At 67.2% G+C, this 26,000-nt stretch carries 27 protein-coding genes and 1 pseudogene; 15 read left to right on the forward strand and 13 right to left on the reverse strand.

Going from position 1 to position 26,000, the window contains the following annotated elements; translation table 11 throughout:
* Positions 1-2 precede the first annotated feature (2 nt).
* From AU185_RS03900 to AU185_RS03910, 3 genes are read left to right on the forward strand one after another with little or no spacing between them, the layout of a single operon-like run.
* A complete protein-coding gene (locus AU185_RS03900) occupies positions 3-782 on the forward strand; it encodes a 3'(2'),5'-bisphosphate nucleotidase CysQ (RefSeq protein ID WP_059102135.1) in 780 nt (259 codons plus the stop codon).
* 58 nt (positions 783-840) lie between these two features.
* Positions 841-2,079, forward strand: coding sequence for a cysteine--1-D-myo-inosityl 2-amino-2-deoxy-alpha-D-glucopyranoside ligase (gene mshC, locus AU185_RS03905; RefSeq protein ID WP_059102136.1), 1,239 nt, complete (start codon positions 841-843; stop codon positions 2,077-2,079).
* Between the two features lie 51 nt (positions 2,080-2,130).
* Positions 2,131-3,012 carry an SDR family oxidoreductase gene (locus AU185_RS03910; protein WP_059102137.1) on the forward strand — a complete coding sequence of 294 codons (882 nt, stop codon included), beginning with the start codon at positions 2,131-2,133 and terminating at the stop codon, positions 3,010-3,012.
* On the opposite strand, the gene AU185_RS03915 is transcribed toward AU185_RS03910, so the two are convergent.
* On the reverse strand, positions 3,009-3,908 hold the full coding sequence (locus AU185_RS03915; protein ID WP_059102314.1) for a PAC2 family protein: 900 nt from the start codon (positions 3,906-3,908) through the stop codon (positions 3,009-3,011). The genes AU185_RS03910 and AU185_RS03915 overlap by 4 nt on opposite strands.
* 105 nt (positions 3,909-4,013) lie before the next feature.
* Here AU185_RS03915 and AU185_RS25005 point away from each other — a divergent pair.
* Positions 4,014-4,233: pseudogene (locus AU185_RS25005) on the forward strand (hypothetical protein); the annotation flags it as partial.
* Positions 4,234-4,389: 156 nt separating this feature from the next.
* Positions 4,390-8,115 carry a methionine synthase gene (gene metH / locus AU185_RS03920; RefSeq protein WP_156425391.1) on the forward strand — a complete coding sequence of 1,242 codons (3,726 nt, stop codon included), beginning with the start codon at positions 4,390-4,392 and terminating at the stop codon, positions 8,113-8,115.
* Positions 8,116-8,128: 13 nt separating this feature from the next.
* Here the strand turns inward: metH and AU185_RS03925 are convergent, their stop codons facing one another.
* The gene (locus tag AU185_RS03925; RefSeq protein ID WP_059102139.1) at positions 8,129-8,938 is read right to left on the reverse strand and encodes an NAD(P)H-binding protein; all 810 of its coding nucleotides are present in this window, start codon (positions 8,936-8,938) and stop codon (positions 8,129-8,131) included.
* A gap of 39 nt (positions 8,939-8,977) precedes the next feature.
* Between AU185_RS03925 and AU185_RS03930 the strand changes: the two genes are divergently transcribed.
* The 6 genes from AU185_RS03930 (at position 8,978) to AU185_RS03955 (ending at position 14,316) form a co-directional block, all read left to right on the forward strand.
* Complete coding sequence (locus tag AU185_RS03930) at positions 8,978-9,661, forward strand: HAD family hydrolase (RefSeq protein WP_059102140.1); 684 nt, start codon at positions 8,978-8,980, stop codon at positions 9,659-9,661.
* A gap of 56 nt (positions 9,662-9,717) precedes the next feature.
* A complete protein-coding gene (locus AU185_RS03935) occupies positions 9,718-11,175 on the forward strand; it encodes a sugar porter family MFS transporter (protein WP_059102141.1) in 1,458 nt (485 codons plus the stop codon).
* 72 nt (positions 11,176-11,247) lie between these two features.
* Complete coding sequence (locus tag AU185_RS03940) at positions 11,248-11,529, forward strand: phosphoribosyl-ATP diphosphatase (RefSeq protein ID WP_059102142.1); 282 nt, start codon at positions 11,248-11,250, stop codon at positions 11,527-11,529.
* A 38-nt stretch (positions 11,530-11,567) separates the two neighbouring features.
* Positions 11,568-12,413, forward strand: coding sequence for an ATP phosphoribosyltransferase (hisG, locus tag AU185_RS03945; RefSeq protein WP_059102143.1), 846 nt, complete (start codon positions 11,568-11,570; stop codon positions 12,411-12,413).
* A 41-nt stretch (positions 12,414-12,454) separates the two neighbouring features.
* Positions 12,455-12,937, forward strand: a complete 483-nt coding sequence (locus AU185_RS03950; RefSeq protein WP_059102144.1) for a DUF4126 family protein — start codon at positions 12,455-12,457, stop codon at positions 12,935-12,937.
* An 8-nt stretch (positions 12,938-12,945) separates the two neighbouring features.
* Positions 12,946-14,316: an FAD-containing oxidoreductase gene (locus tag AU185_RS03955; RefSeq protein WP_059102315.1), complete on the forward strand. Its 1,371-nt coding sequence runs from the start codon at positions 12,946-12,948 to the stop codon at positions 14,314-14,316.
* On the opposite strand, the gene AU185_RS03960 is transcribed toward AU185_RS03955, so the two are convergent.
* From AU185_RS03960 to AU185_RS03990, 7 genes are all read right to left on the reverse strand, one after another.
* Positions 14,313-14,666, reverse strand: coding sequence for a DoxX family protein (locus AU185_RS03960; RefSeq protein ID WP_059102316.1), 354 nt, complete (start codon positions 14,664-14,666; stop codon positions 14,313-14,315). The genes AU185_RS03955 and AU185_RS03960 overlap by 4 nt on opposite strands.
* Positions 14,667-14,668: 2 nt before the next feature.
* A complete protein-coding gene (locus AU185_RS03965) occupies positions 14,669-15,313 on the reverse strand; it encodes a flavodoxin family protein (protein WP_172800368.1) in 645 nt (214 codons plus the stop codon).
* Position 15,314: 1 nt separating this feature from the next.
* Positions 15,315-15,818: an SRPBCC family protein gene (locus AU185_RS03970; protein ID WP_059102145.1), complete on the reverse strand. Its 504-nt coding sequence runs from the start codon at positions 15,816-15,818 to the stop codon at positions 15,315-15,317.
* On the reverse strand, positions 15,815-16,132 hold the full coding sequence (locus AU185_RS03975) for an ArsR/SmtB family transcription factor (protein ID WP_059102146.1): 318 nt from the start codon (positions 16,130-16,132) through the stop codon (positions 15,815-15,817). Before AU185_RS03975 ends, AU185_RS03970 begins: the two co-directional genes overlap by 4 nt.
* Positions 16,133-16,184: 52 nt before the next feature.
* Entirely contained in the window at positions 16,185-16,472 is a 288-nt protein-coding gene (locus AU185_RS03980) for a YiaA/YiaB family inner membrane protein (RefSeq protein ID WP_059102147.1), read from the reverse strand.
* Between the two features lie 83 nt (positions 16,473-16,555).
* Entirely contained in the window at positions 16,556-17,353 is a 798-nt protein-coding gene (locus AU185_RS03985) for a thioesterase family protein (protein ID WP_059102148.1), read from the reverse strand.
* Positions 17,350-18,243: a RecB family exonuclease gene (locus tag AU185_RS03990; protein ID WP_059102318.1), complete on the reverse strand. Its 894-nt coding sequence runs from the start codon at positions 18,241-18,243 to the stop codon at positions 17,350-17,352. Before AU185_RS03990 ends, AU185_RS03985 begins: the two co-directional genes overlap by 4 nt.
* Positions 18,244-18,353: 110 nt before the next feature.
* Here AU185_RS03990 and AU185_RS03995 point away from each other — a divergent pair, with 110 nt between their 5' ends.
* The gene (locus tag AU185_RS03995; RefSeq protein ID WP_059102149.1) at positions 18,354-19,187 is read left to right on the forward strand and encodes a tRNA (adenine-N1)-methyltransferase; all 834 of its coding nucleotides are present in this window, start codon (positions 18,354-18,356) and stop codon (positions 19,185-19,187) included.
* Positions 19,188-19,267: 80 nt separating this feature from the next.
* On the opposite strand, the gene AU185_RS04000 is transcribed toward AU185_RS03995, so the two are convergent.
* Genes AU185_RS04000 through AU185_RS04010 form a run of 3 tightly spaced genes read right to left on the reverse strand, consistent with a single transcriptional unit; the run spans position 19,268 to position 20,610 of the window.
* On the reverse strand, positions 19,268-19,561 hold the full coding sequence (locus tag AU185_RS04000) for a DUF503 domain-containing protein (protein ID WP_059102150.1): 294 nt from the start codon (positions 19,559-19,561) through the stop codon (positions 19,268-19,270).
* 7 nt (positions 19,562-19,568) lie between these two features.
* Positions 19,569-20,111 carry a lipoprotein LppK gene (gene lppK, locus AU185_RS04005; protein WP_059102151.1) on the reverse strand — a complete coding sequence of 181 codons (543 nt, stop codon included), beginning with the start codon at positions 20,109-20,111 and terminating at the stop codon, positions 19,569-19,571.
* A gap of 7 nt (positions 20,112-20,118) precedes the next feature.
* A complete protein-coding gene (locus AU185_RS04010) occupies positions 20,119-20,610 on the reverse strand; it encodes an MTB12 family secreted protein (RefSeq protein ID WP_059102152.1) in 492 nt (163 codons plus the stop codon).
* A 146-nt stretch (positions 20,611-20,756) separates the two neighbouring features.
* Here AU185_RS04010 and arc point away from each other — a divergent pair, with 146 nt between their 5' ends.
* Positions 20,757-22,595, forward strand: coding sequence for a proteasome ATPase (gene arc, locus AU185_RS04015; protein ID WP_059102153.1), 1,839 nt, complete (start codon positions 20,757-20,759; stop codon positions 22,593-22,595).
* Between the two features lie 7 nt (positions 22,596-22,602).
* Positions 22,603-23,226: a hypothetical protein gene (locus AU185_RS04020; protein ID WP_059102154.1), complete on the forward strand. Its 624-nt coding sequence runs from the start codon at positions 22,603-22,605 to the stop codon at positions 23,224-23,226.
* 42 nt (positions 23,227-23,268) lie between these two features.
* Here AU185_RS04020 and AU185_RS04025 read toward each other — a convergent pair whose 3' ends face one another.
* Positions 23,269-24,438 carry a hypothetical protein gene (locus AU185_RS04025; protein ID WP_059102155.1) on the reverse strand — a complete coding sequence of 390 codons (1,170 nt, stop codon included), beginning with the start codon at positions 24,436-24,438 and terminating at the stop codon, positions 23,269-23,271.
* A 40-nt stretch (positions 24,439-24,478) separates the two neighbouring features.
* On the opposite strand from AU185_RS04025, the gene dop reads away from it, so the two are divergent.
* Complete coding sequence (gene dop / locus AU185_RS04030; protein WP_059102156.1) at positions 24,479-25,975, forward strand: depupylase/deamidase Dop; 1,497 nt, start codon at positions 24,479-24,481, stop codon at positions 25,973-25,975.
* Positions 25,976-26,000: the final 25 nt, after the last annotated feature.

Consider the following 26,000-nt stretch of genomic DNA (forward strand, 5'->3'; position numbering starts at 1 on the left):
CGATGACCCAGACCGATGCGGCGCTGGCCGCCGAGGTGGCCGTTGAGGCAGGCGAACTGCTGCTGCAGGTTCGCGAGGAGCTCGGTTTCTACGACCCGTACGACCTCGGTGACGCCGGCGACATGCGGGCCAACAAGCTGATCCTGCAGCGCCTGCGCGAACGTCGACCCGACGATGCGGTGCTCTCCGAGGAGGCCGTCGACGACGTGTCGCGGGTGCACGCCGACCGGGTCTGGATCGTCGACCCCGTCGACGGCACCTGGGAGTTCTCGCTGCCGGGCCGCACGGACTGGGCGGTGCACATCGCGCTCTGGCAACGCGACGGCAGCCCCAACGGCCGCATCACCGACGCGGCCGTCGCGCTGCCGGCGCGCAACGAGGTCTACCGCAGCGACACCGTCGAACCGCCGCCGCCACGCGCCGACGGCCCGATCCTGATCACGGCGAGCTCCAACCGGCCGCCGCCGGTGTTGTGGTGGTTGCGCGATCGGATGGACATCCAGCTGGTGCGGATCGGGTCCGCGGGTGCCAAGGCGATGGCCGTGGTCCGCGGCGACGTCGATGCCTACCTGCACGCCGGCGGCCAGTGGGAGTGGGATTCGGCGGCCCCGGCCGGGGTCGTGCAGGCGGCCGGTCTGCATGCGTCGCGGCTGGACGGCTCCGAGCTGATCTACAACCGCCGCGACCCCTACCTGCCCGACCTGCTGATGTGTCGGCCGGAACTGAGTGAACCGCTGCTCGAGGGCATTCTCTCGGCGTATCGGAGCCGCGGGAGGGGTTGAACCGGGAATGAAACAGGCGCCGCCCTTGTCGATCACGGCGATGCTTAGAGTCGAGGCTATGAATCCGTGGCCGGCACCCGTCGTCCCGGCGCTGCCGGGCCGCGGCCCGCAGCTACGCCTCTACGACAGCGCCGACCGGCAGGTACGCCCCGTCAGCGCCGGTGACACGGCCACTATGTATGTGTGCGGCATCACGCCGTACGACGCCACCCACCTCGGCCACGCCGCCACCTACCTTGCGTTCGACCTCGTGCACCGCATCTGGCTGGACGCCGGCCACCGGGTGCACTATGTACAGAACATCACCGACGTCGACGATCCGCTGTTCGAGCGCGCGCAGCGTGACGGGGTCGACTGGCGTGAGCTCGCCGACCGGGAGACCGACCTGTTCCGTGAGGACATGGCGGCGCTGCGGGTGCTGCCCCCGCACGACTACGTCGCGGCCACCGATGCCATCGCCGAGGTTATCGAGGTCGTCGAGAAGCTGCTGGCCTCGGGTGCGGCCTACGTCGTCGAGGACGCCGAATACCCCGACGTCTATTTCCGCGCCGACGCCACCGCCCAGTTCGGTTACGAGTCCGGCTACGACCGCGACACCATGCGGCGGCTGTTCGCCGAGCGCGGCGGCGACCCCGACCGACCCGGAAAGGGCGACGAACTCGACGCGCTGCTGTGGCGGGCGCAACGAGCGGGGGAGCCGAGTTGGCCGTCGCCGTTCGGGCCGGGCCGCCCCGGTTGGCACGTGGAGTGCGCCGCGATCGCGCTGAGCCGGATCGGCACGGGGCTCGACATCCAGGGCGGCGGCAGCGACCTGATCTTCCCGCATCACGAGTTCTCGGCCGCTCACGCCGAATCCCTCACCGGCGAACGGAGATTCGCCCGTCACTACGTCCACGCCGGAATGATCGGCTGGAACGGCCACAAGATGAGCAAGAGCCGGGGGAACCTGGTCCTGGTGTCGCGGCTGCGCGCCGACGGCGTCGACCCTTCGGCGATCCGGTTGGGGCTGTTCGCCGGTCACTACCGCTCCGACAGGTACTGGAGCGACGCGATGCTCGCCGAGGCCGTCGAGCGGCTGGACCGCTGGCGCTCCGCGGTGGCGTTGCCCGCCGCGCCGGACGCGACCGACGTCGTCGGCCGGGTGCGCCGTTATCTCGCCGACGATCTCGACACCCCGAAAGCGCTTGCGGCTCTGGATGGTTGGAGCACCGACGCGTTGACTTATGGCGGCCACGATCCCCATGCGGGCGGCACGGTGGCCACCGCCGTCGACGCGCTGCTCGGCATCCGGCTGTAGAACCGCCGAGACCCCGCCCGCCGCGGCGCCGTCCCGGGTACGTTGACGGCCATGGGTTCTGTGAACGGGAAAGTCGCGCTGATCACCGGTGGCGCCAACGGGATCGGGGAAGAGGTGGCGCGCCGCCTGCACGACAAGGGCGCCAAGCTCGTGCTGACCGACCTCGACGGTGACAGGCTGGCGCAGGTCGCCGCCAAGCTCGGCAACGAGAGCGTGCTGACCGTCGTCGCCGACGTGCGCGATCTGGCCGCGATGGAATCCGCCGTCGCCGAGGGCGTCGAGCGGTTCGGCGGCATCGACATCGTGATGGCCAATGCGGGCATCGCGACCTACGGTTCGGTGCTGCAGGTCGACCCGCAGGCATTTCGGACGCTCATCGACGTCAATGTCGTCGGCGTGTTCCACACCGTGCGGGCCGCGCTGCCGTCCGTCATCGACAGACGCGGCTACGTGCTGATCGTGTCCTCGGCGGCGGCCTACGCGGCGTCTGCCGGCATGGCGCCCTACGACGCTTCCAAGGCCGCTGTCGAGCATTTCGCCAACGCATTGCGTCTGGAGGTGGCGCATCAGGGTGTCGACGTCGGGTCGGCGCACATGCTGTGGATCGACACGCCGCTGGTGCAGGAGAGCAAGTCGGATCTGGCGAGCGCCCGCGAGATGCTGGACTCGCTGCCCGGGCCGCTGGGTAAGACCACCTCGGTGCAGAAGTGCGGGGAGCTGTTCGTCAAGGGCATCGAGGAGCGCAAACGACAGATCAACTGCCCGCGTTTCGTGGGCCTGCTGCGCTTCCTCAAGCCGGTGTTGTCGTCGCGGCTGGGGGAGCGCGCCACTCTCAAGTCGGTGCCCGAACTGTTGCCGAAGATGGATGCGGAGGTGGCCGCGCTCGGCCGTTCGATGAGCGCACGCACCGAAGCGTTGGAAAAGCGGGGTTAGCCGCGAAAGCCGGGACCTCGACGACGCAGGTAGCGCTCGAACTCCGCGGCCAGCGCGTCCCCGTCGATCTTGCCGAGCGCCTCGTGCATGTCGACCTCGGCGTCGCCGCGTTCCTCCAGTGAATGCACGTACTCGGCGATCTCGTCGTCCTCGGCGGTCATCTCCGACACCGCCTGCTCCCACTCCTCGGCCGCCGACGGCAGATCGGCCAGCGGCACCTCGATGTCGAGCACATCCTCGACACGGCGAAGCAGCGCCACGGTTGCTTTGGGGTTCGGTGGCTGGGAGACGTAATGCGGCACCGCGGCCCAGAACGTCACGGCGGGGATACCCGCCTGCACGCAGGCATCCTGGAACACCCCGGCGATGCCGGTCGGACCTTCGTACCGCGTCTCCTCCAGCCCGAACACCTTGGCGGTGTCCGACGAGTAGGCCGCTCCCGACACGGGCACCGGGCGGGTGTGCGGCGTGTCGGCCAGCAGGGCGCCGAGGATGACCACGGTCGCGACGTTGAGCTTGTCGGCGATCGCCAACAGCTCGGCGCAGAAGGTGCGCCAGCGCATGTTGGGCTCGACGCCGTGCATCAACACGATGTCACGGTCGGATCCGGGCGGGCGGCAGTGCGAAATCCGCATCGACGGCCACACCAGTTCGCGGGTCACCCCGTCGACCAGCCGGATCACCGGCCGGTTCACCTGGTAGTCGTAGTACGCCTCGTCATCGATCTCGACGATCGTGTCGGCCTCCCAGATGGCGTCCAGGTGCTCCAGAGCGTCGCTGGCCGCATCACCGGCGTCGTTCCAGCCTTCGAAAGCTGCGACGACGATCGCGTCGTTCAGTTCGGGCAGGCCCGGGCGGTTTTCAGATGATCCGCTTGCGCGAAGACCATCTGGCATGCCGCTCGCATCCGACAAGGTCACAACGCCAGCGTAAGCCCTGTGCGGCGGGTTCGAGCGCCATCGCCACACGGGGTGATTTGATCCGGCGACTACCCTGTATGCGTGGCTGATGCTGGCGATCGCGCGGGCGACACCGATTTGCTCGGGGCCGTGTCGACCAGGGTGATGGTCGGCGACGGCGCACTGAAGACACAGTTGCAGGCCGCCGATCTCATCGAGACGAAATACGTACGGTTGCAATCTGGTTAGCCTTGGTGACGACGACATTGCCGACAGGGTCCGTGAGCTGCCGCTCAACGGCGCCGCGATTGCCGGTCGGGTCGGTTTCGATCGCCGCGACGAGGCGGGCGTCCAGACGTCGATCGGGTGACGACGTAGACTTTTCTGGTCGAGAGGCGTTGCAACGGTTCCGGGTTTCCGCCGGTATCCGCCACGCTCGGCAGATTCAAGGACGCCTTCCATTACGGAAGGAGCGCGCGTGAACGCCTTTGAGCCCAACATCCGCCCTGACTGCACAGACGAACTGATGGCTGCGCTGCGCCAACGGATCGTGGTGATCGACGGCGCGATGGGCACGGCGATCCAGCGCGACCGGCCCGACGAGGCCGGCTACCGCGGCGAGCGGTTCAAGGACTGGCCGAGCGATGTCCAGGGCAACAACGACCTGCTCAACCTGACACAGCCGCAGATCATCGAGGCGATCCACCGCGAGTACCTCGACGCCGGCGCCGACATCATCGAGACCAACACGTTCAACGCGAACGCGGTCTCGCTCTCCGACTACGGCATGGAAGAGCTCGGCTACGAGCTGAACTACGCCGGCGCGGCCTTGGCCCGTACAGCCTGCGACGAGGTCAGCACCCCTGACAGGCCCCGGTACGTCGCCGGGGCGCTGGGGCCGACGACGCGGACCGCGTCGATCTCGCCCGACGTCAACGACCCGGGAGCCCGCAACGTCACCTACGACCAGCTGGTCGCCGCCTACCTCGAAGCGGCCAACGGCCTGGTCGACGGCGGCGCCGACATCATCCTGGTCGAGACGATCTTCGACACGCTGAACGCCAAGGCCGCGGTGTTCGCGCTCGAGACGCTGTTCGAGGACCGCGGGCGCCGCTGGCCCGTGATCATCTCGGGCACCATCACCGATGCCTCCGGGCGGACGCTGTCCGGTCAGGTCACCGAGGCGTTCTGGAACTCGATCAGGCACGCCAAACCGCTCGCGGTCGGACTCAACTGCGCCCTGGGCGCACCGGAGATGAGGCCCTACATCGCCGAGATGTCACGCATCGCGGACACGTTCGTCTCCTGCTACCCGAACGCCGGCCTGCCCAACGCCTTCGCCGAATACGACGAAACCCCCGAGCGGCAGGCCGGATACGTCGCCGACTTCGCCGAGGCGGGCTTCGTCAACCTGGTCGGTGGGTGCTGCGGGACGACGCCGGCGCACATCGCCGAAATCGCCAAGGCCGTCGAGGGCAAGCCGCCGCGCCGGGTGCCCGAGATCCCCGTGGCCACCCGGCTGTCGGGCCTGGAACCGCTCAACATCGACGACAACTCCCTGTTCGTGAACATCGGTGAGCGCACCAACATCACCGGCTCCGCCCGGTTCCGCAACCTGATCAAGGCCGAGGACTACGACACCGCGTTGTCGGTGGCCCTGCAGCAGGTCGAGGTCGGTGCGCAGGTCATCGACATCAACATGGACGAGGGCATGATCGATGGCGTCGCCGCGATGGACCGGTTCACCAAGCTGATCGCCTCCGAACCCGACATCAGCCGCGTCCCGGTGATGATCGACTCCTCCAAGTGGGAGGTCATCGAGGCGGGCCTGAAGAACGTGCAAGGCAAGCCGATCGTCAACTCGATCTCCATGAAGGAGGGCGAGGAGAAGTTCATCCGCGAGGCACGGCTGTGCCGCAAGTTCGGCGCCGCCGTCGTCGTGATGGCCTTCGACGAGCAGGGGCAGGCCGACAACCTGGAGCGTCGCAAGGAGATCTGCGGGCGCGCCTACCGGATCCTGACCGAAGAGGTCGGCTTCCCAGCCGAGGACGTCATCTTCGACCCGAACTGCTTCGCGCTGGCCACCGGTATCGAGGAGCACGCGACGTACGGCATCGACTTCATCGAGGCCTGCGCCTGGATCAAAGAGAACCTGCCTGGGGTGCACATCTCCGGCGGCATCTCGAACGTGTCGTTCTCGTTCCGGGGCAACAACCCCGTCCGCGAGGCGATCCACGCGGTGTTCCTCTTCCACGCCATCAAGGCCGGGCTGGACATGGGCATCGTCAACGCCGGCGCGTTGGTGCCCTATGACTCGATCGACCCCGAGCTGCGGGACCGCATCGAGGACGTCGTGCTGAACCGTCGCGACGATGCCGCTGAACGGCTCCTGGAGATCGCCGAACGGTTCAACAACACGGACAAGTCGGAGGATCCGAAGGCAGCCGAATGGCGCAGCCTGCCGGTCCGCGAGCGGATCACCCACGCCTTGGTCAAGGGCATCGACGCCCACGTCGACGCCGACACCGAGGAGCTGCGGGCCGAGATCGCCGCGGCAGGAGGTCGCCCGATCGAGGTGATCGAGGGCCCGCTGATGGACGGCATGAACGTCGTCGGAGACCTCTTCGGCTCGGGCAAGATGTTCCTGCCCCAGGTCGTGAAGTCGGCGCGGGTGATGAAAAAGGCCGTGGCGTACCTGCTTCCGTACATCGAGGCGGAGAAGCAGCCGGGCGATGCCGAGAGGTCCAACGGCACCATCGTGATGGCGACGGTGAAGGGCGACGTTCACGACATCGGCAAGAACATCGTCGGGGTCGTGCTGCAGTGCAACAACTACTCCGTGATCGACCTCGGCGTGATGGTGCCTGCGCAGAAGATCCTGGACGCGGCGAAGGAACACGACGCCGACATCATCGGGCTGTCCGGCCTGATCACCCCGTCCCTGGACGAGATGTCCAACTTCGCGGTCGAGATGGAACGCGAAGGCCTGGAGATCCCGCTGCTGATCGGTGGCGCGACCACGTCGCGCGCGCACACGGCGGTGAAGATATCGCCGCGTCGTAGCGGTCCGGTGGTCTGGGTCAAGGACGCGTCCCGTTCGGTGCCGGTCGCTGCCGCGCTGCTGGACGACAAGCAGCGCCCGGCGCTGCTGGAGGCGACCGAGAAGGACTACGCCGCCCTTCGCGAACGGCACGCCCAGAAGAACGAGCGGCCGATGCTGACGCTGGAGAAAGCCCGCGCCAACCGGACGCCGATCGAGTGGGACGGCTACACGCCGCCGGTACCCGCGCAGGGCCTCGGCGTACGCGAGTTTCTCGACTACGACCTCGCCGAACTGCGCGAGTACATCGACTGGCAGCCGTTCTTCAACGCCTGGGAGATGAAGGGCCGCTTTCCCGACATCCTCAACAACCCGGCCACCGGCGAGACTGCCCGCAAGCTGTACGACGATGCCCAGGAGATGTTGGACACCCTGATCAAGGAGAAGTGGCTGACCGCCAACGGCGTGATCGGGTTCTTCCCGGCGAACGCGGTCGGCGACGACATCGAGGTGTACACCGACGACACCCGGACCGAGGTGCTCACCACGCTGCACAACCTGCGCCAGCAGGGCGAGCACCGCGACGGCATCCCGAACCGGTCGCTGGGCGACTTCATCGCCCCCAAAGAAACGGGCCTCCGGGACTACGTCGGCGCCTTCGCCGTCACCGCGGGGCTCGGCAGCCAGGACAAGATCATGGAGTTCAAGGCGGCGCTCGACGACTACAGCGCGATCCTGCTGGAGTCGATCGCCGACCGGTTGGCGGAGGCGTTCGCCGAACGGATGCACCAAAGGGTCCGCACGGAGTTCTGGGGATACCAGCCGGAAGAGCAGCTCGACAACGACGCACTCATCGCCGAGAAGTACGTGGGAATCCGCCCGGCCCCCGGCTATCCGGCCTGCCCGGAACACACCGAGAAGGCCACGCTCTGGGAGTTGATGGACGTCCATCGGCGGACCGGCATCGAACTGACCGAGTCGATGGCGATGTGGCCCGGCGCTGCGGTCAGCGGCTGGTATTACTCGCACCCGCAGTCGCAATACTTCGTGGTCGGCCGGGTGGCCCAGGATCAGGTCGCCGACTACGCCAAGCGCAAGGGCTGGACACTCAAGGAAGCCGAGCGCTGGCTGAGCTCCAACCTCAGCTACAACCCGGAGGACTGAGCCTCACGTCGGTTCAGGAGCGGAACAACTCGGCGTTGCGGGCGGCCCAGCGGGCGACCGACTCCGCGGGCGTCCCGGTGAGTTCGACGACCAGCTGGTTGGCCTGCTGCGCCTCGGCGTCCTTCATCAGCTTGAGATACCAGTCGACCTCATCGCCCATCAACGGCCGCAATCGGTCACGCGCCTCGTCAAAGCTGCACTTCTCGTACCTCACCTCGGCGCCGATGCCCGCCCCTATCTGTTCGGCGATCTGCGCGCGGGTCAGCGCTTCGGGACCGGTGAGCTCGTAGGTCTGACCGAAGTGCACCTGCTCCGGTTTGACCAGCAGCGTGGCCGCCACTCTGGCGATGTCGTACATCGAAATCGGCGCCTCGACCACTTCCGGATAGGGCTCTCGCACGGTCCGGGTGGCCTTGATCGGCTCGGACCACATGGCGAAGTTCTCCAGGAACTCGCCCGGCCCCAGCTGCGTGCTCACGAGGCCGGATGCGGCGATGGTGTCCGTGTGCGCCTGCCAGTGCGCACCGCCGGACAGCGCGACGACGTACTGCACACCGGCCTGCTTGGCCAGGTCGAGCGTGACGTCCAACGTCGACGGCAACGGGGCCAGATACATCCGCTCCACCCCCTCCAGCGCGGCGGGCAGCGTGTCCGGGTCGCCGAGATAACCGGTGATCGCAGCGACCTCGTCCGGCAGGTTCGCCTTTGCGGGGTTCTTGGTCAGCGCTCGGATGTCCGGAATGTCACTGCCGCCCAGACGAATTAGCTCGTCCACTACGAGGCGGCCGATGTTTCCAGTGGCTCCGGTCACAAGAATCGTCATGATTTCACCGTACGTGCGCCCTCTGACAGAATCGGGGTCATGCGTGCGGTCCTGTTCGATATGGACGGCACGCTCGTCGACTCCGAAAAGCTCTGGGACATCTCGCTGGCGGCGTTGTACGACCACCACGGCGGTCGGCTCACCCCCGAGGTGCGTGCATCACTGGTGGGCAGCTCGGCCGAGAACACCATCGCGACCGTGTATGCCGACCTCGGTCTCGATCCGGATCCGACGGCCATGGCCGAGGCCAACCGCTGGCTGCACGACTACACCGCGGAGTTGTTCGACGGCGGGCTGCCGTGGTGCGACGGTGCCCGCGAATTGTTGGAAGCCCTTGCCGCCGAAGGAACTCCGATGGCGCTGGTTACCAACACCCAGCGTGCGTTGACCGACCGCGCTTTGAACAGCATTGGGCGACATTACTTTTCGGTTACCGTATGCGGAGACGAGGTGGCCCGCGGCAAACCCGTTCCCGACGTGTATCTGCAAGCGGCGGAGTTGCTGGGGCTTGGGCCGGCCGCCTGCCTCGCGATCGAGGATTCGGTCACCGGCACGGCGGCCGCCGAGAGCGCCGGATGCCCGGTACTGGTGGTGCCCAACGATGTAGCGGTGCCCGACGGGCCGCGGCGACGCCACGTTTCCTCGCTTGTGGGACTGCGGACGGCCGATCTACGCACCGTTCATTGCGAGCTGACGACGGGCAGGGAAGACCGCAGCGCGTGAACCCCGTCTGTGATTGAATGTGACGTCCATCACCCAAATCTGCGGAAGGGTGTCACATGGCCCATGGTCCCGTCGGTGAGCCCTCGTCAGGTTTGGATTACGAAGAATCCGAGCACAGCGGCCGCGTGGTCCGGATCGCCTCCGTAGCGGCCCTGGGCGGTCTGCTTTTCGGCTATGACAGCGCGGTCATCAACGGGGCGGTATCGGCGGTCGAGGACCACTTCCAGATCAGCAAGACCGTGACGGGCGTCGCCGTCGCGGCCGCGCTGATCGGTGCGGCTCTCGGCGCGGTCGTCGCGGGTCGGCTGGCGGACAAGATCGGCCGGCTGTCGGTGATGAAGATCGCCGCGCTGCTGTTCCTCATCAGCGCCTTCGGCACCGGCCTGGCGGTCAACGTCTGGATGTTCGGGATGTTCCGCATCGTCGGCGGCCTCGGCGTCGGCGTGGCATCTGTCATCGCTCCGGCGTATATCGCGGAGACCTCGCCGCCGCGGATCCGCGGCCGGCTGGGCTCGCTGCAACAACTGGCCATCGTCTCCGGGATCTTCGTTTCGCTGGCGATCGACGCGCTGCTGGCGCATCTCGCGGGCGGGTCGCGGGAAGAACTGTGGCTGAGCATGGAGGCTTGGCGCTGGATGTTCCTCGTGATGGCGGTGCCCGCGGTGGTCTACGGCGGTCTGGCGTTCACGATTCCGGAGTCTCCCCGCTATCTCGTTGCGACATACCGGATTCCGGAGGCGCGGCGGGTGCTGAACAAGTTGCTGGGGGAGAAGAACCTCGAGCTGACGATCACTCGCATCAAGGAATCGCTGAAGTCGGAGAAGCCGCCGTCGTGGCGCGATCTGCGCAAGCCCACCGGCGGGCTCTACGGCATCGTGTGGGTCGGTGTGCTGCTGTCGGTGTTTCAGCAGTTCGTCGGCATCAACGTGATCTTCTACTACTCGAACGTGTTGTGGGAGGCCGTCGGTTTCGGTGAAGGTCAGGCGTTCATCATCACCGTGATCACATCGGTGACGAACATCGTCACGACGCTGATCGCGATCGCGCTGATCGACAAGGTCGGCCGCAAGCCGTTGCTGCTGTTCGGATCGACCGGCATGGCCGTGACGCTGGGCACCATGGCGATCGTCTTCGGCACCGCACCGGTGATCGACGGCCAGCCACACCTCACCGGGGCGGCCGGGCCCATCGCGCTGGTCGCCGCCAACCTGTTCGTGGTCTCCTTCGGCATGTCGTGGGGCCCGGTGGTCTGGGTGTTGCTCGGCGAGATGTTCCCCAACCGCATCCGCGGTGCCGCGCTCGGCCTCGCCGCCGCCGCGCAGTGGGTGGCCAACTGCGCGATCACCGCGTCATTCCCCGCACTTGGTGATTTTTCGCTGGGTATCGCGTATGGCTTCTACGCCGTCTGCGCAGTGCTGTCGCTGCTGTTCGTGTGGCGGTTCGTGTCCGAGACCAAGGGCAAGCACCTCGAGGACATGGGCAGCGAGGTTCCGCATCAGCAGGAGCCGGTCTGAGCGCCGCGCCGACGCTAGCTGGCGTTGCGCGAACCGAACTCAACAAACCGGCGTGACCCAGCGGGCGAAACCGTGACACAATCGCGTGCCGTGAAGACCTTCGACGCCCTGTTCGCCGAGCTCGGCGAACGCGCCCGGACCCGCCCCGCCGGCAGCGGCACCGTCGCCGCGCTGGACGGCGGTGTGCACGGGCTCGGCAAGAAGATCCTCGAGGAGGCCGGCGAGGTGTGGCTGGCCGCCGAACACGAGAGCGACGAGGCCCTGGCCGAAGAGATCAGCCAGCTCCTGTACTGGACGCAGGTGTTGATGATCGCGCGCGGCCTCACCCTCGACGACGTTTACGAGAAGCTGTGATGTCTGCTCTTGGCCCGAGCGGCTCATCGCCGAACCGCGTGCTTCGCGTCGCCGTCCCGAACAAGGGCACGCTGTCTGAACCGGCGAGCGAGATCCTGTCCGAAGCGGGTTACCGGCGCCGCACCGATCCGAAGGACCTGACCGTTGTCGACCCCGTCAACAACGTCGAATTCTTCTTTCTGCGCCCGAAGGACATTGCGATCTATGTCGGCTCGGGGCAGCTCGATTTCGGCATCACCGGGCGCGACCTGGCCGCCGAGTCGGGTGCACCCGTGCGGGAGCGGCTCGCGCTGGGCTTCGGATCGTCGACGTTCCGGTACGCGGCGCCGGCCGGCCATCAGTGGCGCGTCGAGGACCTCGCGGGCAAACGAATCGCGACCGCGTTTCCGAACCTCGTCCGCAAAGACCTTGCGGCACATGGCATCGACGCGACGGTGATCCGGCTCGACGGTGCGGTGGAAATATCTGTGCAACTCGGTGTCGCCGATGCGATCGCCGACGTGGTCGGCTCCGGCCGCACGCTCGGTCTGCACAACCTGATGGCGTTCGGTGATTCCCTGTGCGACTCGGAGGCGGTGCTCATCGAGCGTGAAGGCGCGCCGGACAGCCCCACCGGCGGCCAGTTGGTGGCTCGCGTGCAAGGTGTGGTGTTCGGGCAGCAGTACTTGATGCTCGACTACGACTGCCCGCGCAGTGTGCTCGACGAGGCGACCGCGGTCACCCCCGGACTGGAGTCACCGACGATCGCTCCGCTCGCCGACCCGGCGTGGGTCGCGGTGCGCGCGTTGGTGCCCCGGCGCGATGTCAACGCGATCATGGACGAACTCGCCGCCATCGGAGCGAAGGCGATCCTGGCATCCGACATCCGGTTCTGCCGCTTCTGATTCAACCGGAAGTGGCCGCGCAGGCGTGTTAGCGTCCCGGCATGACGCTAGCGTTCGTTCTGTTGCTCGCCCTGCTGATCGGTGTGATCGCCGGTCTGCGCGCGCTGACGGCCCCCGCGGTGGTCGCCTGGGGGGCCGCGCTCGGCTGGATCGACGTCGACGGCAAATGGTCGGAGTGGATGGCACACCCGATCACCGTGGCGGTGCTGACGATTTTCCTGCTCGTCGAACTCGTGACCGACCAGCTGCCCACACTGCCGAGCCGCAGGACCGCGCCGCAGTTCATCACCCGGCTCATCATGGGCGCATTCGCCGGAGCAGTCATCGGCAGCGCGCACTTCCACACCTTCAGCGCGATGGGCGCGGGCATGATCGGTGCGGTGCTCGGCACGCTGGCCGGGGCGGCGGCACGCCAACGCTTCGCCGACGCCCGCAAGGGGCAGGACCGTCCGGGCGCGATCATCGAGGACATCGTCGCGGTCGGCGGGGGCTTCCTGATCGCGTTCCTGGCCAGCCTGGTGTGAACGGAACTGTGACACAGCGATTCGACGCGATCATCGTCGGCGCCGGTCAGGCAGGGCCACCATTGGCCGGCCGGCTCACCCAGGCGGGCCAGAAGGTCGCTGTGATCGAGCGCAAACTCGTCGGCGGCACCTGCGTGAATTACGGCTGCATACCGACCAAGACGCTCGTCGCGAGCGCGCACGCCGCCCATCTGGCCCGCCGCGGCGCCGAATACGGTGTCGGCACAGGCGAAGTCAGCATCGACATGGCAAAAGTCAAGGCACGCAAAGACAAGATCGTGCTCGGCGACCGCAACGGTGTCGAATCCTGGCTCAACGGCATGGACGGGTGCACATTCATCCGTGGCCACGCACGTTTCGAGGACCCTCACACGATTCGCGTCGACGACCAGGTGCTGCGCGCCGACAGGATCTTTCTCAACGTCGGCGGCCGCGCCGTGGTACCCGACCTGCCCGGCCTCTCCGACATCGACTACCTGACCAACGTCGGCATGCTCGAACTCGACACGGTCCCTGAGCATCTCGTCATCGTCGGTGGTAGCTACATCGCACTCGAGTTCGCGCAGATGTACCGCCGCTTCGGGGCCCGTGTCACCGTGCTCGAGAAGGGCCCCAGGTTGACCTCTCGCGAGGACGAGGACGTCTCCGCCGCGATCAAGGACATCCTGGAGAGCGAAGGCATCGATGTGGTACTCGACGCCGACGCGATCCGATTCAACAAGACCGACAACGGCTTCGAGGTGGTCCCCGCCGAGGGTGCGGCGCCGATCGCCGGAAGCCATGCGCTCATCGCGGTCGGGCGCACGCCCAACACCGACGACCTCGGGCTCGACAAGGCCGGCATCGAGACCGACGCCCGCGGTCATATCGCCGTCGACGACCAGTTACGCACCAACGTCGAGCACATCTGGGCGATGGGCGACTGCAACGGCCAGGGAGCGTTCACGCACACGTCGTACAACGATTTCGAGATCGTCGCGGCCAACCTCCTCGACGACGACCCACGCCGCGTCAGCGACCGGATCACCACCTATGCGCTCTACATCGACCCGCCGCTGGGACGGGCCGGGATGTCGGTGGCCGAAGTCCGCAAGTCGGGCCGAAAGGCATTGATCGGCAAGCGCCCCATGACAAGGGTGGGCCGTGCGGTGGAGAAGGGGGAGACCCACGGCTTCATGAAGGTGGTCGTGGACGCGGAGACCGAGCAGATCCTCGGCGCGGCGATCCTCGGAGTGGGTGGCGACGAGGTGGTCCACGCCATCCTCGACATCATGACCGCCAAGAAGCCCTACACCGCGATCTCGCGCACGATGCACATCCACCCGACGGTCAGCGAGTTGGTGCCGACGATGTTGCAGGAGATGACGCCGCTCGATTAGAGCCGCGCCAAGTCAAGCGCGAGTGTCGCCACCGCCAGCGCGAGAAAGGCCGCCGGGTAGGCGATGTTGCCGAACACCCGATAGTGGACGTGGAAAGCGACCGCGCCGATGAAGAACAGTACGAGGCCGACCGCCGCCGCGAGGCCGATCACCGGGACACCGAGCAACCCGACGATCAGGCCGGCCGCTCCGGCGGCTTTGAGCACACCCAGCGGTGCGATGGAGCGGTCCGAGAGGTGCACTGCGGCAGCGTTGTCGAGCACGAATTGGGCACGGGCGAAGTCCGCGACGGCCGCCGCGAGGTTGACGCTGGCGGTGACCACCGTGACGACGACGTACGCGGTGGTCAGCATCAGTGAGCCGCCGACGAAACTGCAGGAGACGAAGCCGCTGGAGTGACCGACCGGCCGACCTTGAGTTGGCGGGTCACGATCGCCACCCGCCAGCCGAGGTGCCGGCAGGTCTGCACATCGGACGGATGCACCTGGTCGGGGTTGGCGTCGACGTCGGTCTGCGCGCCGGCGCCGAGCCAGAAGCCCAGCCGGTTGAGATCGCTGTCACTACTGCCGGAACTGTTCCATCCTGGCCCCAAACCCAAACTGACCCAATGCATATGGTGCTGGGCCGCAAAGACCGCCATCGACACCAGTGTGTTGAGCTTGTCGCCGCTTTTGGCGCCGGAGTTGGTGAACCCCGCCGCGACCTTGTCGCGCCAGTCGCCGTTGGCGCACCGCCGCCCGGTCTTCTCGGCGAACGCCTGGAAGCCGGCCGACAGATTACCCATGTATGTGGCGCTGCCGAAGATGATGCCGTCCGCCCCGTCGAGAACGTCCCAATCCGCGTCGGTCATCTGGTCCACGGGCAGCATCGTGACCGCGGCGCCGGCTTCGCGCGCACCAGCGGCCACCGCGTCGGCGAGCGTGGCGGTGTGACCGAAGCCGGAGTGATAGGCGATCGTAATCGCAGGCGCGGCGACATCGGATCCGTTGTGAGACATCTCAGTTCGCTCCCTGCTGCGCGAGTTTGTTCACTTCCAGCCGACGGGTTTCCCAGTCCGGCAACTCGGTGCCCGCCAGATAGGCGGCCAGGCGGTCGAGGTAGGCGTGGCTGCCACCGTAGAAGCCCGACGCGTTGCGGACGCTGAGGCCGCGGTGGCTGAATCGCAGCAGCGTGCCCTCGCCGTCGGGCGTCAACTCGTAACGCACCACGCCGTCCTCGACGATGGGCTGCTTCCACTCGTGTTCGAACACGCGCGGTGGATCCCAGACCAGAATGCGCCCGGTCATCCGCTTACGTTCGGGTGGCAGCGGCGGATCGGTCGCGACCATCTCGATCGAACCGCCGTCCCGGGCATCGAGCGTCGTCTCGCCGAACCACTGCGCCCGTTGCGCTGGATCGGTGATGGCCGACCACACCGCTTCGATCGGAAAGGGCAGGTGGCGTTCGAAATTCAACACGGCGCGGTCGCCGTCGACCGTCAGCCGGCCGTCGAGTTCGGTCACTGTGACTCCTTGTGCGTGCGTTCCAGGTGCCGCTCGAGAGCGTTGAGGTGATCGGTCCAGTAGCGGCGGTACCGGTTGATCCAGGCGTCGATGGCGACGAGCCCGTCGGCGCGCAACGCATAGATGCGACGTTGCGCGTCGGGTCGGACCTCGACGAGTCCGACCTCGCGCAGCACCCGCAGGTGCCGTGACACCGTCGGCTGGGTCAACTCGGGCAACGTCGCAACGAGTTCACCCGCGGTGCGTTCGCCGTCGATCAGTTCGTCGAGCAGCGCCCGGCGGCTGGGTTCGGCGACCGCTTCGAAGACGTCCATACGGCTAGTATTGCACTACATCTATATAGACGCAAGCACATATTATCGTTGGTCAGGTGGCCGTCGTGAACGGGTTGTGCTCCGCGATCAGCTTCTCGATGCGGGCCTCGTCGAGCCGAACCCTGATAGTGGCGGCTTCCTGCTGGTCGCGGATCACCTTGGCCAGCGTGAACGAACTGGTGACCAGAAAGAGGGCGGTCATGCCGAGAAACAGCCGTTGCCACGAGTCGAGCGGCAGGAAGAGGATTCCGCCGAGCATGCCGAGCAAGCTCACGCCGAAGGCGATGGCGGCCTGCAGAAAGTAGGCGGCGGTGTTGCGCGGGTTGTTGAGTGTGTTCATGTCGCCAGCCTGCAACCTCCGGCGACGAAGCGGGTAGGTAGAACTACCCGACTTACTCCAAACGCTCTCGCGCGATGCGAGATTCACGGGCGGCGCTGCACCAGCAAGGTCTGCGCCGAGGTGCCGATGAACCCCTGCCGGTCGAACAGGTCCGCGGTCGTCACGCCGATGCCGTCGGGTCCGATCGAGCCACGAGCGCGCACCGCGAAGTCGTTGCCGACCGGCAGGCGGTGCAGATGGACGGCGGTGTCGGTGTTCATGAACACGAACCGCTGCGGATCCAGTGCCGCGCCCGCACCGTTGGCGCTGTCGACCACCATCGCCAGCCGCTGGAGATCCGTCGTCGGCTCCGAATCGACCAGCGGGACAAGGGGACTCATCCAGACCACGTTTCCGGCCTCGCCGGTGTCGGGCTGGCGCCGCCAGCTCACCGTCTCGAGGTACCCCGTCGCGCCCACCCAGTCGTGCGGCACCGGCACAGATTCGCCCTCGATCAGCGGGGGATAGCGGTCGGTCACCGCATCGGCGGTGTCACTCGTTTTCAACAGCCAGGCGGTGACGCGGGCGACCGCCCGTTGTCCGCCGCCCGACCTGTCCGCTGACATCTCCGCCACCATCAGCGAGATCCGTGCGCCCGGGCGGTCGACCCAGGCCCGCACCCGCACCCGGGCGACCGGAATCGCGCCGAGGATGTCGAGAGTCAACCGGCCGATGCGCAGACCCGAATCGCCGGCCATTTCCTCGATCCGTTTCGTCATCAGTGCCAGCGGCGGTGAGCCGTGCTGAATCTCTGGATCCCAGTTACTGCGGGTCCCGTCGGTGGACTCGAAGACGGCGAACTCGCCCTCGGCGCCGACGCGCCGGTAGTGGCAGTCGATCACGCAGCCGGCTCCGTCGTAGCGTTCAGCACCGGCTCCTCGGCGGAATCCGATCCTTCGTCGGGCGCCTCGGGCCAACCGGGGTACGGCGGCGGTGTGCCGCCGAACACCGGGCAGTGGGCATGGTGTGCACACCAGTCGCACAGCGCAGACGGATGTGGCCGAAAATCACCTGTGGCGCCGGCATTTTGGATGGCCCGCCAAATCGCGGTCAGGGTCTTCTCGAACCTCATCAGTTCCTCGAGGTCCGGGGTGTAGTCGAGGATCTGGCCGTCGGCCAGGTACAGCAACCGCAGCCGCGCCGGCAGCACGCCGCGCGAGCGAAACAGCGCCACCGCGTAGAACTTCATCTGGAACATGGCCTTGAACTCGGCCAGCGCCCGGGCCTCCGGCGGCGCCTTGCCGGTCTTGTAGTCGACGACCCTCAGTTCACCGGTCGGCGCGACGTCGATGCGGTCGACGAACCCGCGCAGCAGCGTCCCGTCCTCGAGCTCGACCTCGACGCGCTGTTCGCAGCCCTGCGGGTCGAAGCGGGTGGGATCCTCCAACCGGTAGTAGCCGGCCAACAGGGCCCGCGCCTCGGCCAGCAGTGCCGCCCGCACCTCGGGGGCGAACTCATCGGCGACGGCTGGTTGTTCGGCGACCACCGTGTCCCAGGCCGGGTCGACCAGCGTCAGCGCAGCTGCGGGTCCGCGTTCTGCAGCGGGCAACGCGTACAGCTTCTCCAGCGCGGCATGCACGACCGAACCGCGAACCTGGGCGATCGACACCGGCTCCGGCAGCCGGTCGATGGCGCGGAAGCGGTAGAGCAGCGGACACTGCTTGAAGTCGGCGGCCCGCGACGGTGACAGCGCCGGGCGCCGCCGCGTCGGCTCAACACGCTCGTCGCTCATGCGCGATCCGCCTTCGGCTTCTCGCTCGTCGGTCATAGGGGCAGCCTAGGACGGGGTCCTGACAACCCCGCGCACCAGCGGCGGCGCGTCAACTGGCAGGCTGATGGGCTGTGCCAAGAACCGGTCCGTTCGCCGTCGGCGATCGGGTGCAACTGACCGACGCCAAGGGCCGCCACTACACGATGGTGCTGACCCCGGGCGGGGAGTTCCACACCCATCGCGGCATCATCGCGCTCGACACGGTGATCGGGCTGCCCGAGGGCAGCGTGGTCAAGTCCACCAGCGGTGACCAGTTCCTGGTGTTGCGTCCGCTGCTGGTCGACTACGTGATGTCGATGCCCCGCGGCGCGCAGGTCGTGTATCCGAAGGACGCGGCGCAGATCGTGCACGAGGGCGACATCTTTCCGGGCGCGCGCGTGCTGGAGGCGGGTGCCGGGTCCGGTGCGCTGACGTGCTCGCTGCTGCGTGCCGTCGGCCCCGACGGGCGGGTGGTGTCGTATGAGGTCCGCGCGGACCACGCCGAACACGCCGAACGCAATGTCGTGACGTTCTTCGGTGCGCGACCGGCCAATTGGGAGCTGGTCGTGGCGGATCTCACCGAATACTCGGGTCCGGAAGTCGACCGCGTGGTGCTCGACATGCTGGCGCCGTGGGAGGTGCTCGGCACCGTGGCCGACGTGCTCGTTGCCGGCGGCGTGTTGATGATCTACGTCGCCACCGTCACCCAGCTGTCGCGTGCGGTGGAGGCGCTGCGCGAACAGCAGTGCTGGACCGAACCCCGGGCGTGGGAAAGCATGCAGCGCGCCTGGCACGTCGTCGGCCTGGCGGTGCGTCCACAGCACACGATGCGAGGGCATACCGCGTTTCTCATCAGCGCGCGAAAGTTGGCGCCGGGCGCGGTGGCGCCGATGCCGGCGCGACGCAAGCGTCAGATCGGAATCTAGTAGCGATCGCCCAGACCGACGCTATGGTCGAAATCCGCGCGCGGAAACGACCAAAGTGTCGGTTTCGGCGCTAGGTCCGCTCAGTCGGTGCTGCGGCGCAGGCCGCGGTGTGCAGAGAGCAGTTCGATTTCGGGCCGCGCCGCCACCAACCGCTCGGCGGCGTCGAGGATGTCGACGACGTGGCCGCGGTCGGCGGCCACCAGGGCGACGCCGACATTCGCGCGCCGATGCAGATCCTGAGCGCCGGTCTCGGCCGCCGAGACGGCGAACCGGCGGTGCAGTTCGGCGATCACCGGACGGATCGCAGAGCGCTTCTGTTTGAGCGACCGCACGTCGCCCAGCAGCAGGTCGAATTCGATCCAGCCGATCCACATCGGCGGGTCAGGGGGTCGGCGTGGGCGTGGGATTCTCGCCGAGGTGCAGCAGCGCGTCGGCAGTCCCGCGCGTCAGCTGCCAGTGGTTGTCGGCGAGGCGGAACTCCATCGGGAACGTGAAGTCGCCCGCCTGCGGATCGGCGGCCTTGACGGTGATGGTCGCCAGCACGACGCCGTTCGCGCCGTCGGCCCATGCGAGGTCCTTCGCCTCGAAGGTGGCCGGAGCGTAGCCCCCATCGCGCAACGCCGTTGCGAACTTGTCCATCGCCGCGCCGTCGGCGGGTGTCGCGTTCTCGACCAGGTCGAGCTTTTCGGGGCCCGGGATGTTGGCGTCGGCGAGCCGCGCGAGGACGTCGGTGAGCGCGTTCGGAGGCGGCAGCGGCGCGATCGACGACGGCGGTTGCGCGGCCGGCACCGGCGACGCCTCGGTGGTCGGCGGCACGACTGGCGCCGGCTCGGTACGCGGCTCGTCGGCACCACACGCGCATAGCCCGAGCGCCGTCGCGATCGCGACGGCGCTCAGGACTGCGGCACGAGCGGTGCGCTGCACCGGGCTCCTAGCGGACGGACGACAGCAGCGCCATGAGCGACTGCTTGGACATCTGCCAGCCGGTCGGGCTCGGCCCGGGTACGAACTGGATGTTCTGGCTGGCCGTGCCGCCGGTGGCAGCGGTCGCGGTCACGTCGGCCGACACCACGGCCCCGTTCTGGTCGATGTTCGCCACCGAGAAGGTCAACGGGAATTTGCCCTCGGCGGCCGCTTCACGAAGCTTGCTGTCGGCGAGCCTGCCCTCGATCCGCCCGATGCCACCCTGAACGTAGGGCGCCTTGCCGGCGGAGGTGCCGCCCGAGCCGAGCGCCTGCAGGGTCTGCATCAGCGGGCCTTCGAGTTCGGGGGCCGGCGTCTGCGGCATCGGAATGTCCCACACGACCGGGGTGACGGCCGGTGCGGAGGCGACATTGGAGGATGCAATGGATGTCACACCTGCCGCGGCACCGCCGACGACAGCGACCGCTGCGACGCCGGTAACGAGGGATTTCAGGGTCACGATTTTCCTTTCGATGGGCCCAACTCAGCAGAGAGGTTAACAAGTGGTGCTGGTGTGTCGAATTGCTACACCGCACACAATGGCTGAATCGCCGGTAGCGTTGATGTTGTTACTGCACCAACTCTCGGTGCGGGGAGGGGCGCAACATGAGTGAATCAGAGCGTTCTGAAGCCTACCCAGAAGGCTTCGACACCCACGAATCAGGCATGTCCAGCGAGGACGCGGCCGAGCTCGAAGAGCTCCGCCGCGAGGCCGCAATTCTGCGCGAGCAGTTGGAGAACGCGGTCGGCCCGCAAAGTGGTTTGCGCAGCGCCCGAGACGTCCACCAGCTCGAGGCACGGATCGACTCACTCGCCGCCCGCAACGCCAAGCTGATGGAGACGCTCAAGGAGGCCCGTCAGCAACTGCTCGCATTGCGCGAAGAGGTCGATCGACTCGGACAGCCGCCGAGTGGTTACGGGGTGCTGCTGGGCGTTCAGGACGACGACACGGTCGATGTGTTCACCTCCGGGCGCAAGATGCGGCTGACGTGCTCACCGAACATCGACGCCAAGGCGCTCAAGCAGGGCCAGACCGTCCGCCTCAACGAGGCCCTGACGGTCGTCGAGGCCGGCAACTTCGAAGCGGTTGGCGAAATCAGCACGCTGCGCGAGATCCTGTCCGACGGGCACCGCGCGCTGGTGGTCGGCCACGCCGACGAGGAGCGCATCGTCTGGCTGGCCGAGCCGCTGGTCGCGGCCGAACACCTGCCCGAGGGCTACGACGACGACCTCGACGACAGCCGGCCCCGCAAGCTGCGTCCTGGCGACTCGCTGCTGGTCGACACCAAGGCCGGTTATGCGTTCGAACGCATCCCCAAGGCCGAGGTCGAGGATCTGGTGCTCGAAGAGGTGCCCGACGTCAGCTACAACGACATCGGCGGACTGGGCCGGCAGATCGAGCAGATCCGCGACGCGGTCGAACTGCCCTTCCTGCACAAGGAGTTGTACCGGGAGTACTCGCTGCGTCCGCCCAAGGGTGTGCTGCTCTACGGTCCGCCCGGCTGTGGCAAGACGCTGATCGCCAAGGCGGTGGCCAACTCGCTGGCCAAGAAGATGGCCGAGGTCCGAGGTGACGACGCCCGAGAGGCGAAGAGCTACTTCCTCAACATCAAGGGCCCGGAACTGCTGAACAAGTTCGTCGGCGAAACCGAGCGTCACATTCGGTTGATCTTCCAGCGCGCCCGGGAGAAGGCGTCCGAAGGCACGCCGGTGATCGTGTTCTTCGACGAGATGGACTCGATCTTCCGCACCCGCGGCACCGGCGTCTCGTCGGATGTGGAGACGACGGTTGTGCCGCAGCTGCTTTCGGAGATCGACGGCGTCGAGGGCCTGGAGAACGTCATCGTCATCGGCGCCTCCAACCGCGAGGACATGATCGACCCGGCGATCCTGCGGCCCGGCCGCCTCGACGTGAAGATCAAGATCGAACGGCCGGATGCCGAAGCGGCGCAAGACATCTACAGCAAGTACCTCACCGAGGAACTACCGGTCAACGAAGACGATCTCGCGGAGTTCGGCGGCGACCGGTCGCTGACCATCAAGGCGATGATCGAAAAGGTCGTCGACCGGATGTACGCCGAGATCGACGACAACCGCTTCCTCGAAGTGACCTACGCCAACGGCGACAAAGAGGTCATGTACTTCAAGGACTTCAACTCCGGCGCGATGATTCAGAACGTCGTCGACCGGGCGAAGAAGTACGCGATCAAGTCGGTGCTGGAGACCGGCAAGCGAGGGCTGCGGATCCAGCATCTGCTGGACTCGATCGTCGACGAGTTCGCCGAGAACGAGGACCTGCCCAACACCACCAATCCCGATGACTGGGCACGGATCTCGGGCAAGAAGGGCGAGCGGATCGTCTACATCCGCACGTTGGTCACCGGCAAGAGCTCGTCGGCCAGCCGTGCCATTGACACCGAGAGCAACCTGGGCCAGTACCTGTAGTGCGCACATGCCCGGGGGCTTGTCAGTGACCGGCGATGTGTTCGGCAAGCGCTACGGCGAAGTGCTGCTCGTCGCTTCCACACCGTCCGGACTCGAGGCCACGGTGTACAACACGTTCCCGCTCAACGACTGCCCGGCGGACCTGTGGAATGCACTCGACCCGCAAGCCATCGCCGCGGAAACCGGCGCCGTCGCCGCACTGCTCAATGGGCCGCGGTACTGGTTGATGAGCAGTATCGGCAAGCGTGATCGAGACACGTTGGAGCGCAAGAGTTTCGGCGGAATCGAGGTGCTGCGGCAGGCCACCGTCAAGCTCACTGCGATGAACCCGGCGCCGTACCAACTGAACCGGGTGGATCGCAAGGCGGTCTTCACCTTCGATGCCGGACGGGAGATCTACGAACTCGTCGACCCCGACGGCAGGCGGTGGGTCATGCAGACGTACAGCCAGACCGTCGACCCTGCCCTGTCCTTGACCGACCTCGCCGGCCTGGCCGAGCGGCTGTCGTTGCCCACGGGATGGTCCTACCAACCGCGCATGCTCACATCGCCGCTGGTTGTGGACACCGCCACCGAGGCCGCCTGCGTGACGCAGGACGATCTGGCCAACAGTTACTCACTGCAGGCGTAAAGACCCCGTCAGAAGTTCCGTACACACACATGGTCGGTGCGGTTACCGCGCCGGTACCGCCGCCCGGTACCGGTTGCGGGCGGTCAGCGTGAGCCGTAGTCCGTCAAGCAGCGGAGTGACGAAACGGTCGCGGTAAGCGTCGTCGCCGACCGCCCGGGCGCTGACGTACATGAACGTCAAGGCGCCGAGGAACAGCGTGACCTGAATCAGCGCCTCGGGCACCGGGATGGTCATCCCGAGGAACCGGCCATCGCTGGACCCGTTGCGCGTCCACGCCGCAAGCAGTTCGGGGGAGAGCAGGATCAAACCCAGTACGAAGAACAACAGCGCCGTGACCACCGCCACCACCAGGATCTGGGCCAGTTGTGACACCGCCAGCACGAAGTACACGTTCAACCGCTCGGCGCGGCCCAGCGGCTTGACCTCCGTGGGATCCGGCATCCCCGCGAATGGGGTGTCGTCGAGCTTCGCGACGTGTCGCGTGTCCGGTTCGGCCGCGTTGATCATCGGCCGCATTCGGTCGACCGTCACCGACACGACGAATGCCACCGCGACAGCGCCGAGGAACCACAGCGCCAACCACAACCGGGTACGCGACACCGTCGCCGCCATCAGCCACACCGGCGAGTTGAAGAAGACCAGGATGGTCAGCAGCAGCACCGGCAGCGCGCGCAGCAGCAGCGAGCCCGCCGCAGCGAGATGGCTCAGCGTCACGTGAGCGGCCCAACCCAGAATCGAGCCGACCCCGGATGCGGTGAGCGCCAACGTGACTGCGACCGAAACCGCCACCAGCACCAGATTGCTCGACAGGTACGAGCTCGGGCCGCCGAAGACAGCGCCGACGACCGAAACGCCCACGGCGCCCGCCGCGGCGAGCAAGCGACCGCTCTGCGCCACGATCCGTGACACCCACCAGCCGACGGCCGCCGCGACCGGGAGCACCAGCACCAGCAGCGCCAGCACGAACCACTCGGCACGCGTCGGCCTGCCGTCGATGTCCACGGCATGTTTGCCGGTCACCGCCACGACCACCACGGAGGTCGCCATCAGAACGGCGAAACCTGCCAGGGCCGGCGCCGACCGGGACCACAACCGGCGCACCAGGCGGCCCGGCCGCAGCACCGCCGGCAGCCCGTGCGCGAGGAACCAGCGGTCGGCCGCGCGCCGTTGCGCTCCGTCGACCAATGAAGGATTAGCCCCATCGGAAGGCACGGTCGCAGGCTACTTCGCGCCGTCACCTACGCTTGGCGACATGCAACGGATTATCGGAACGGAAGTCGAGTACGGCATCTCGTCGCCGTCCGACCCGACCGCGAATCCGATTCTCACGTCCACCCAGGCGGTGCTGGCGTACGCCGCCGCCGCCGGGATCCAGCGGGCCAAGCGCACGCGCTGGGACTATGAGGTGGAATCACCGCTGCGCGACGCCCGCGGATTCGACCTCAGCCGGTCGGCCGGCCCGCCCCCGGTGGTCGATGCCGACGAGGTCGGCGCGGCGAACATGATCCTCACCAACGGCGCGCGGCTGTACGTCGACCACGCCCATCCGGAGTACTCCGCGCCGGAGTGCACCGATCCGCTCGACGCCGTGATCTGGGACAAGGCGGGCGAACGGGTGATGGAGGCCGCCGCCCGGCACGTCGCAAGCGTGCCCGGCGCCGTGAGGCTGCAGCTGTACAAGAACAACGTGGACGGCAAGGGCGCTTCGTACGGGTCGCACGAGAACTATCTGATGAGCCGGCAGACCCCGTTCTCCGCGGTGATCGCGGGCCTGACTCCGTTCCTGGTGTCGCGCCAGGTGATCACCGGCTCGGGCCGGGTGGGAATCGGTCCCTCGGGCGACGAGCCGGGGTTCCAGCTGTCGCAGCGCGCGGACTACATCGAGGTCGAGGTCGGCCTGGAGACGACGCTCAAGCGCGGCATCATCAACACCCGCGACGAGCCGCACGCCGATGCCGACAAGTACCGCAGGCTGCACGTGATCATCGGCGATGCGAACTTGTCCGAAACCTCGACGTACCTCAAGCTCGGCGCGACGGCGCTGGTGCTGGACCTGATCGAGGAGGGCATGGAGCTCAGCGATCTCGCGCTGGCCCGTCCCGTGCACGCCGTCCATGTGATCAGTCGCGATCCGTCGCTGCGCGCCACCGTCGCACTGGCCGACGGCCGCGAAGTGACCGCCCTTGCGCTGCAACGCATGTACCTCGACCGGGTGGCCAAGCTGGTGGACAGCCGCGACCCGGACCCCCGCGCCAACGACATCGTCGAGACGTGGGCGAATGTGCTCGACCTGCTGGAGCGCGACCCGATGGAATGCGCGGAGCTGCTGGACTGGCCCGCCAAACTGCGGCTGCTCGAGGGCTTCCGGCACCGGGAGAACCTGGGTTGGTCGGCGCCGCGGCTGCACCTGGTCGATCTGCAGTACTCCGACGTCCGGCTGGACAAGGGCCTGTACAACCGGCTGGTGGCGCGCGGATCGATGAAGCGGCTGATCACCGAGCAGCAGGTGCTCGACGCGGTCGACAACCCGCCGACCGACACCCGCGCCTACTTCCGCGGCGAGTGCCTGCGCCGGTTCGGGGCCGATATCGCCGCGGCCAGCTGGGACTCGGTGATCTTCGACCTGGGTGGTGATTCGCTCGTCCGAATCCCGACGCTGGAGCCGCTGCGCGGTAGCAAGGCCCATGTCGGGGCGCTGCTGGATTCGGTGGACAGCGCCGTCGAGCTGGTGGAACAGCTCACCACGTAGATTGTTCTCACCCACCGCCCGAATC

This window comes from Mycobacterium sp. GA-0227b, from assembly GCF_001499855.1.
In the GTDB taxonomy this organism is placed as follows: Bacteria; Actinomycetota; Actinomycetes; order Mycobacteriales; family Mycobacteriaceae; genus Mycobacterium.

What these genes read in the sequence shown, in the direction of transcription:
- AU185_RS03900 (WP_059102135.1), top strand. Translation starts at nt 3, where the DNA reads ATGACCCAGACCGATGCGGCGCTGGCCGCCGAGGTGGCCGTTGAGGCA.
- mshC (WP_059102136.1), top strand. Translation starts at nt 841, where the DNA reads ATGAATCCGTGGCCGGCACCCGTCGTCCCGGCGCTGCCGGGCCGCGGC.
- AU185_RS03910 (WP_059102137.1), top strand. Translation starts at nt 2,131, where the DNA reads ATGGGTTCTGTGAACGGGAAAGTCGCGCTGATCACCGGTGGCGCCAAC.
- AU185_RS03915 (WP_059102314.1), bottom strand. Translation starts at nt 3,908, where the DNA reads ATGCCAGATGGTCTTCGCGCAAGCGGATCATCTGAAAACCGCCCGGGC.
- AU185_RS03925 (WP_059102139.1), bottom strand. Translation starts at nt 8,938, where the DNA reads ATGACGATTCTTGTGACCGGAGCCACTGGAAACATCGGCCGCCTCGTA.
- AU185_RS03930 (WP_059102140.1), top strand. Translation starts at nt 8,978, where the DNA reads ATGCGTGCGGTCCTGTTCGATATGGACGGCACGCTCGTCGACTCCGAA.
- AU185_RS03935 (WP_059102141.1), top strand. Translation starts at nt 9,718, where the DNA reads ATGGCCCATGGTCCCGTCGGTGAGCCCTCGTCAGGTTTGGATTACGAA.
- AU185_RS03950 (WP_059102144.1), top strand. Translation starts at nt 12,455, where the DNA reads ATGACGCTAGCGTTCGTTCTGTTGCTCGCCCTGCTGATCGGTGTGATC.
- AU185_RS03965 (WP_172800368.1), bottom strand. Translation starts at nt 15,313, where the DNA reads ATGTCTCACAACGGATCCGATGTCGCCGCGCCTGCGATTACGATCGCC.
- AU185_RS03975 (WP_059102146.1), bottom strand. Translation starts at nt 16,132, where the DNA reads ATGGACGTCTTCGAAGCGGTCGCCGAACCCAGCCGCCGGGCGCTGCTC.
- AU185_RS03980 (WP_059102147.1), bottom strand. Translation starts at nt 16,472, where the DNA reads ATGAACACACTCAACAACCCGCGCAACACCGCCGCCTACTTTCTGCAG.
- AU185_RS03990 (WP_059102318.1), bottom strand. Translation starts at nt 18,243, where the DNA reads ATGAGCGACGAGCGTGTTGAGCCGACGCGGCGGCGCCCGGCGCTGTCA.
- AU185_RS04000 (WP_059102150.1), bottom strand. Translation starts at nt 19,561, where the DNA reads ATGTGGATCGGCTGGATCGAATTCGACCTGCTGCTGGGCGACGTGCGG.
- arc (WP_059102153.1), top strand. Translation starts at nt 20,757, where the DNA reads ATGAGTGAATCAGAGCGTTCTGAAGCCTACCCAGAAGGCTTCGACACC.
- AU185_RS04020 (WP_059102154.1), top strand. Translation starts at nt 22,603, where the DNA reads ATGCCCGGGGGCTTGTCAGTGACCGGCGATGTGTTCGGCAAGCGCTAC.
- dop (WP_059102156.1), top strand. Translation starts at nt 24,479, where the DNA reads ATGCAACGGATTATCGGAACGGAAGTCGAGTACGGCATCTCGTCGCCG.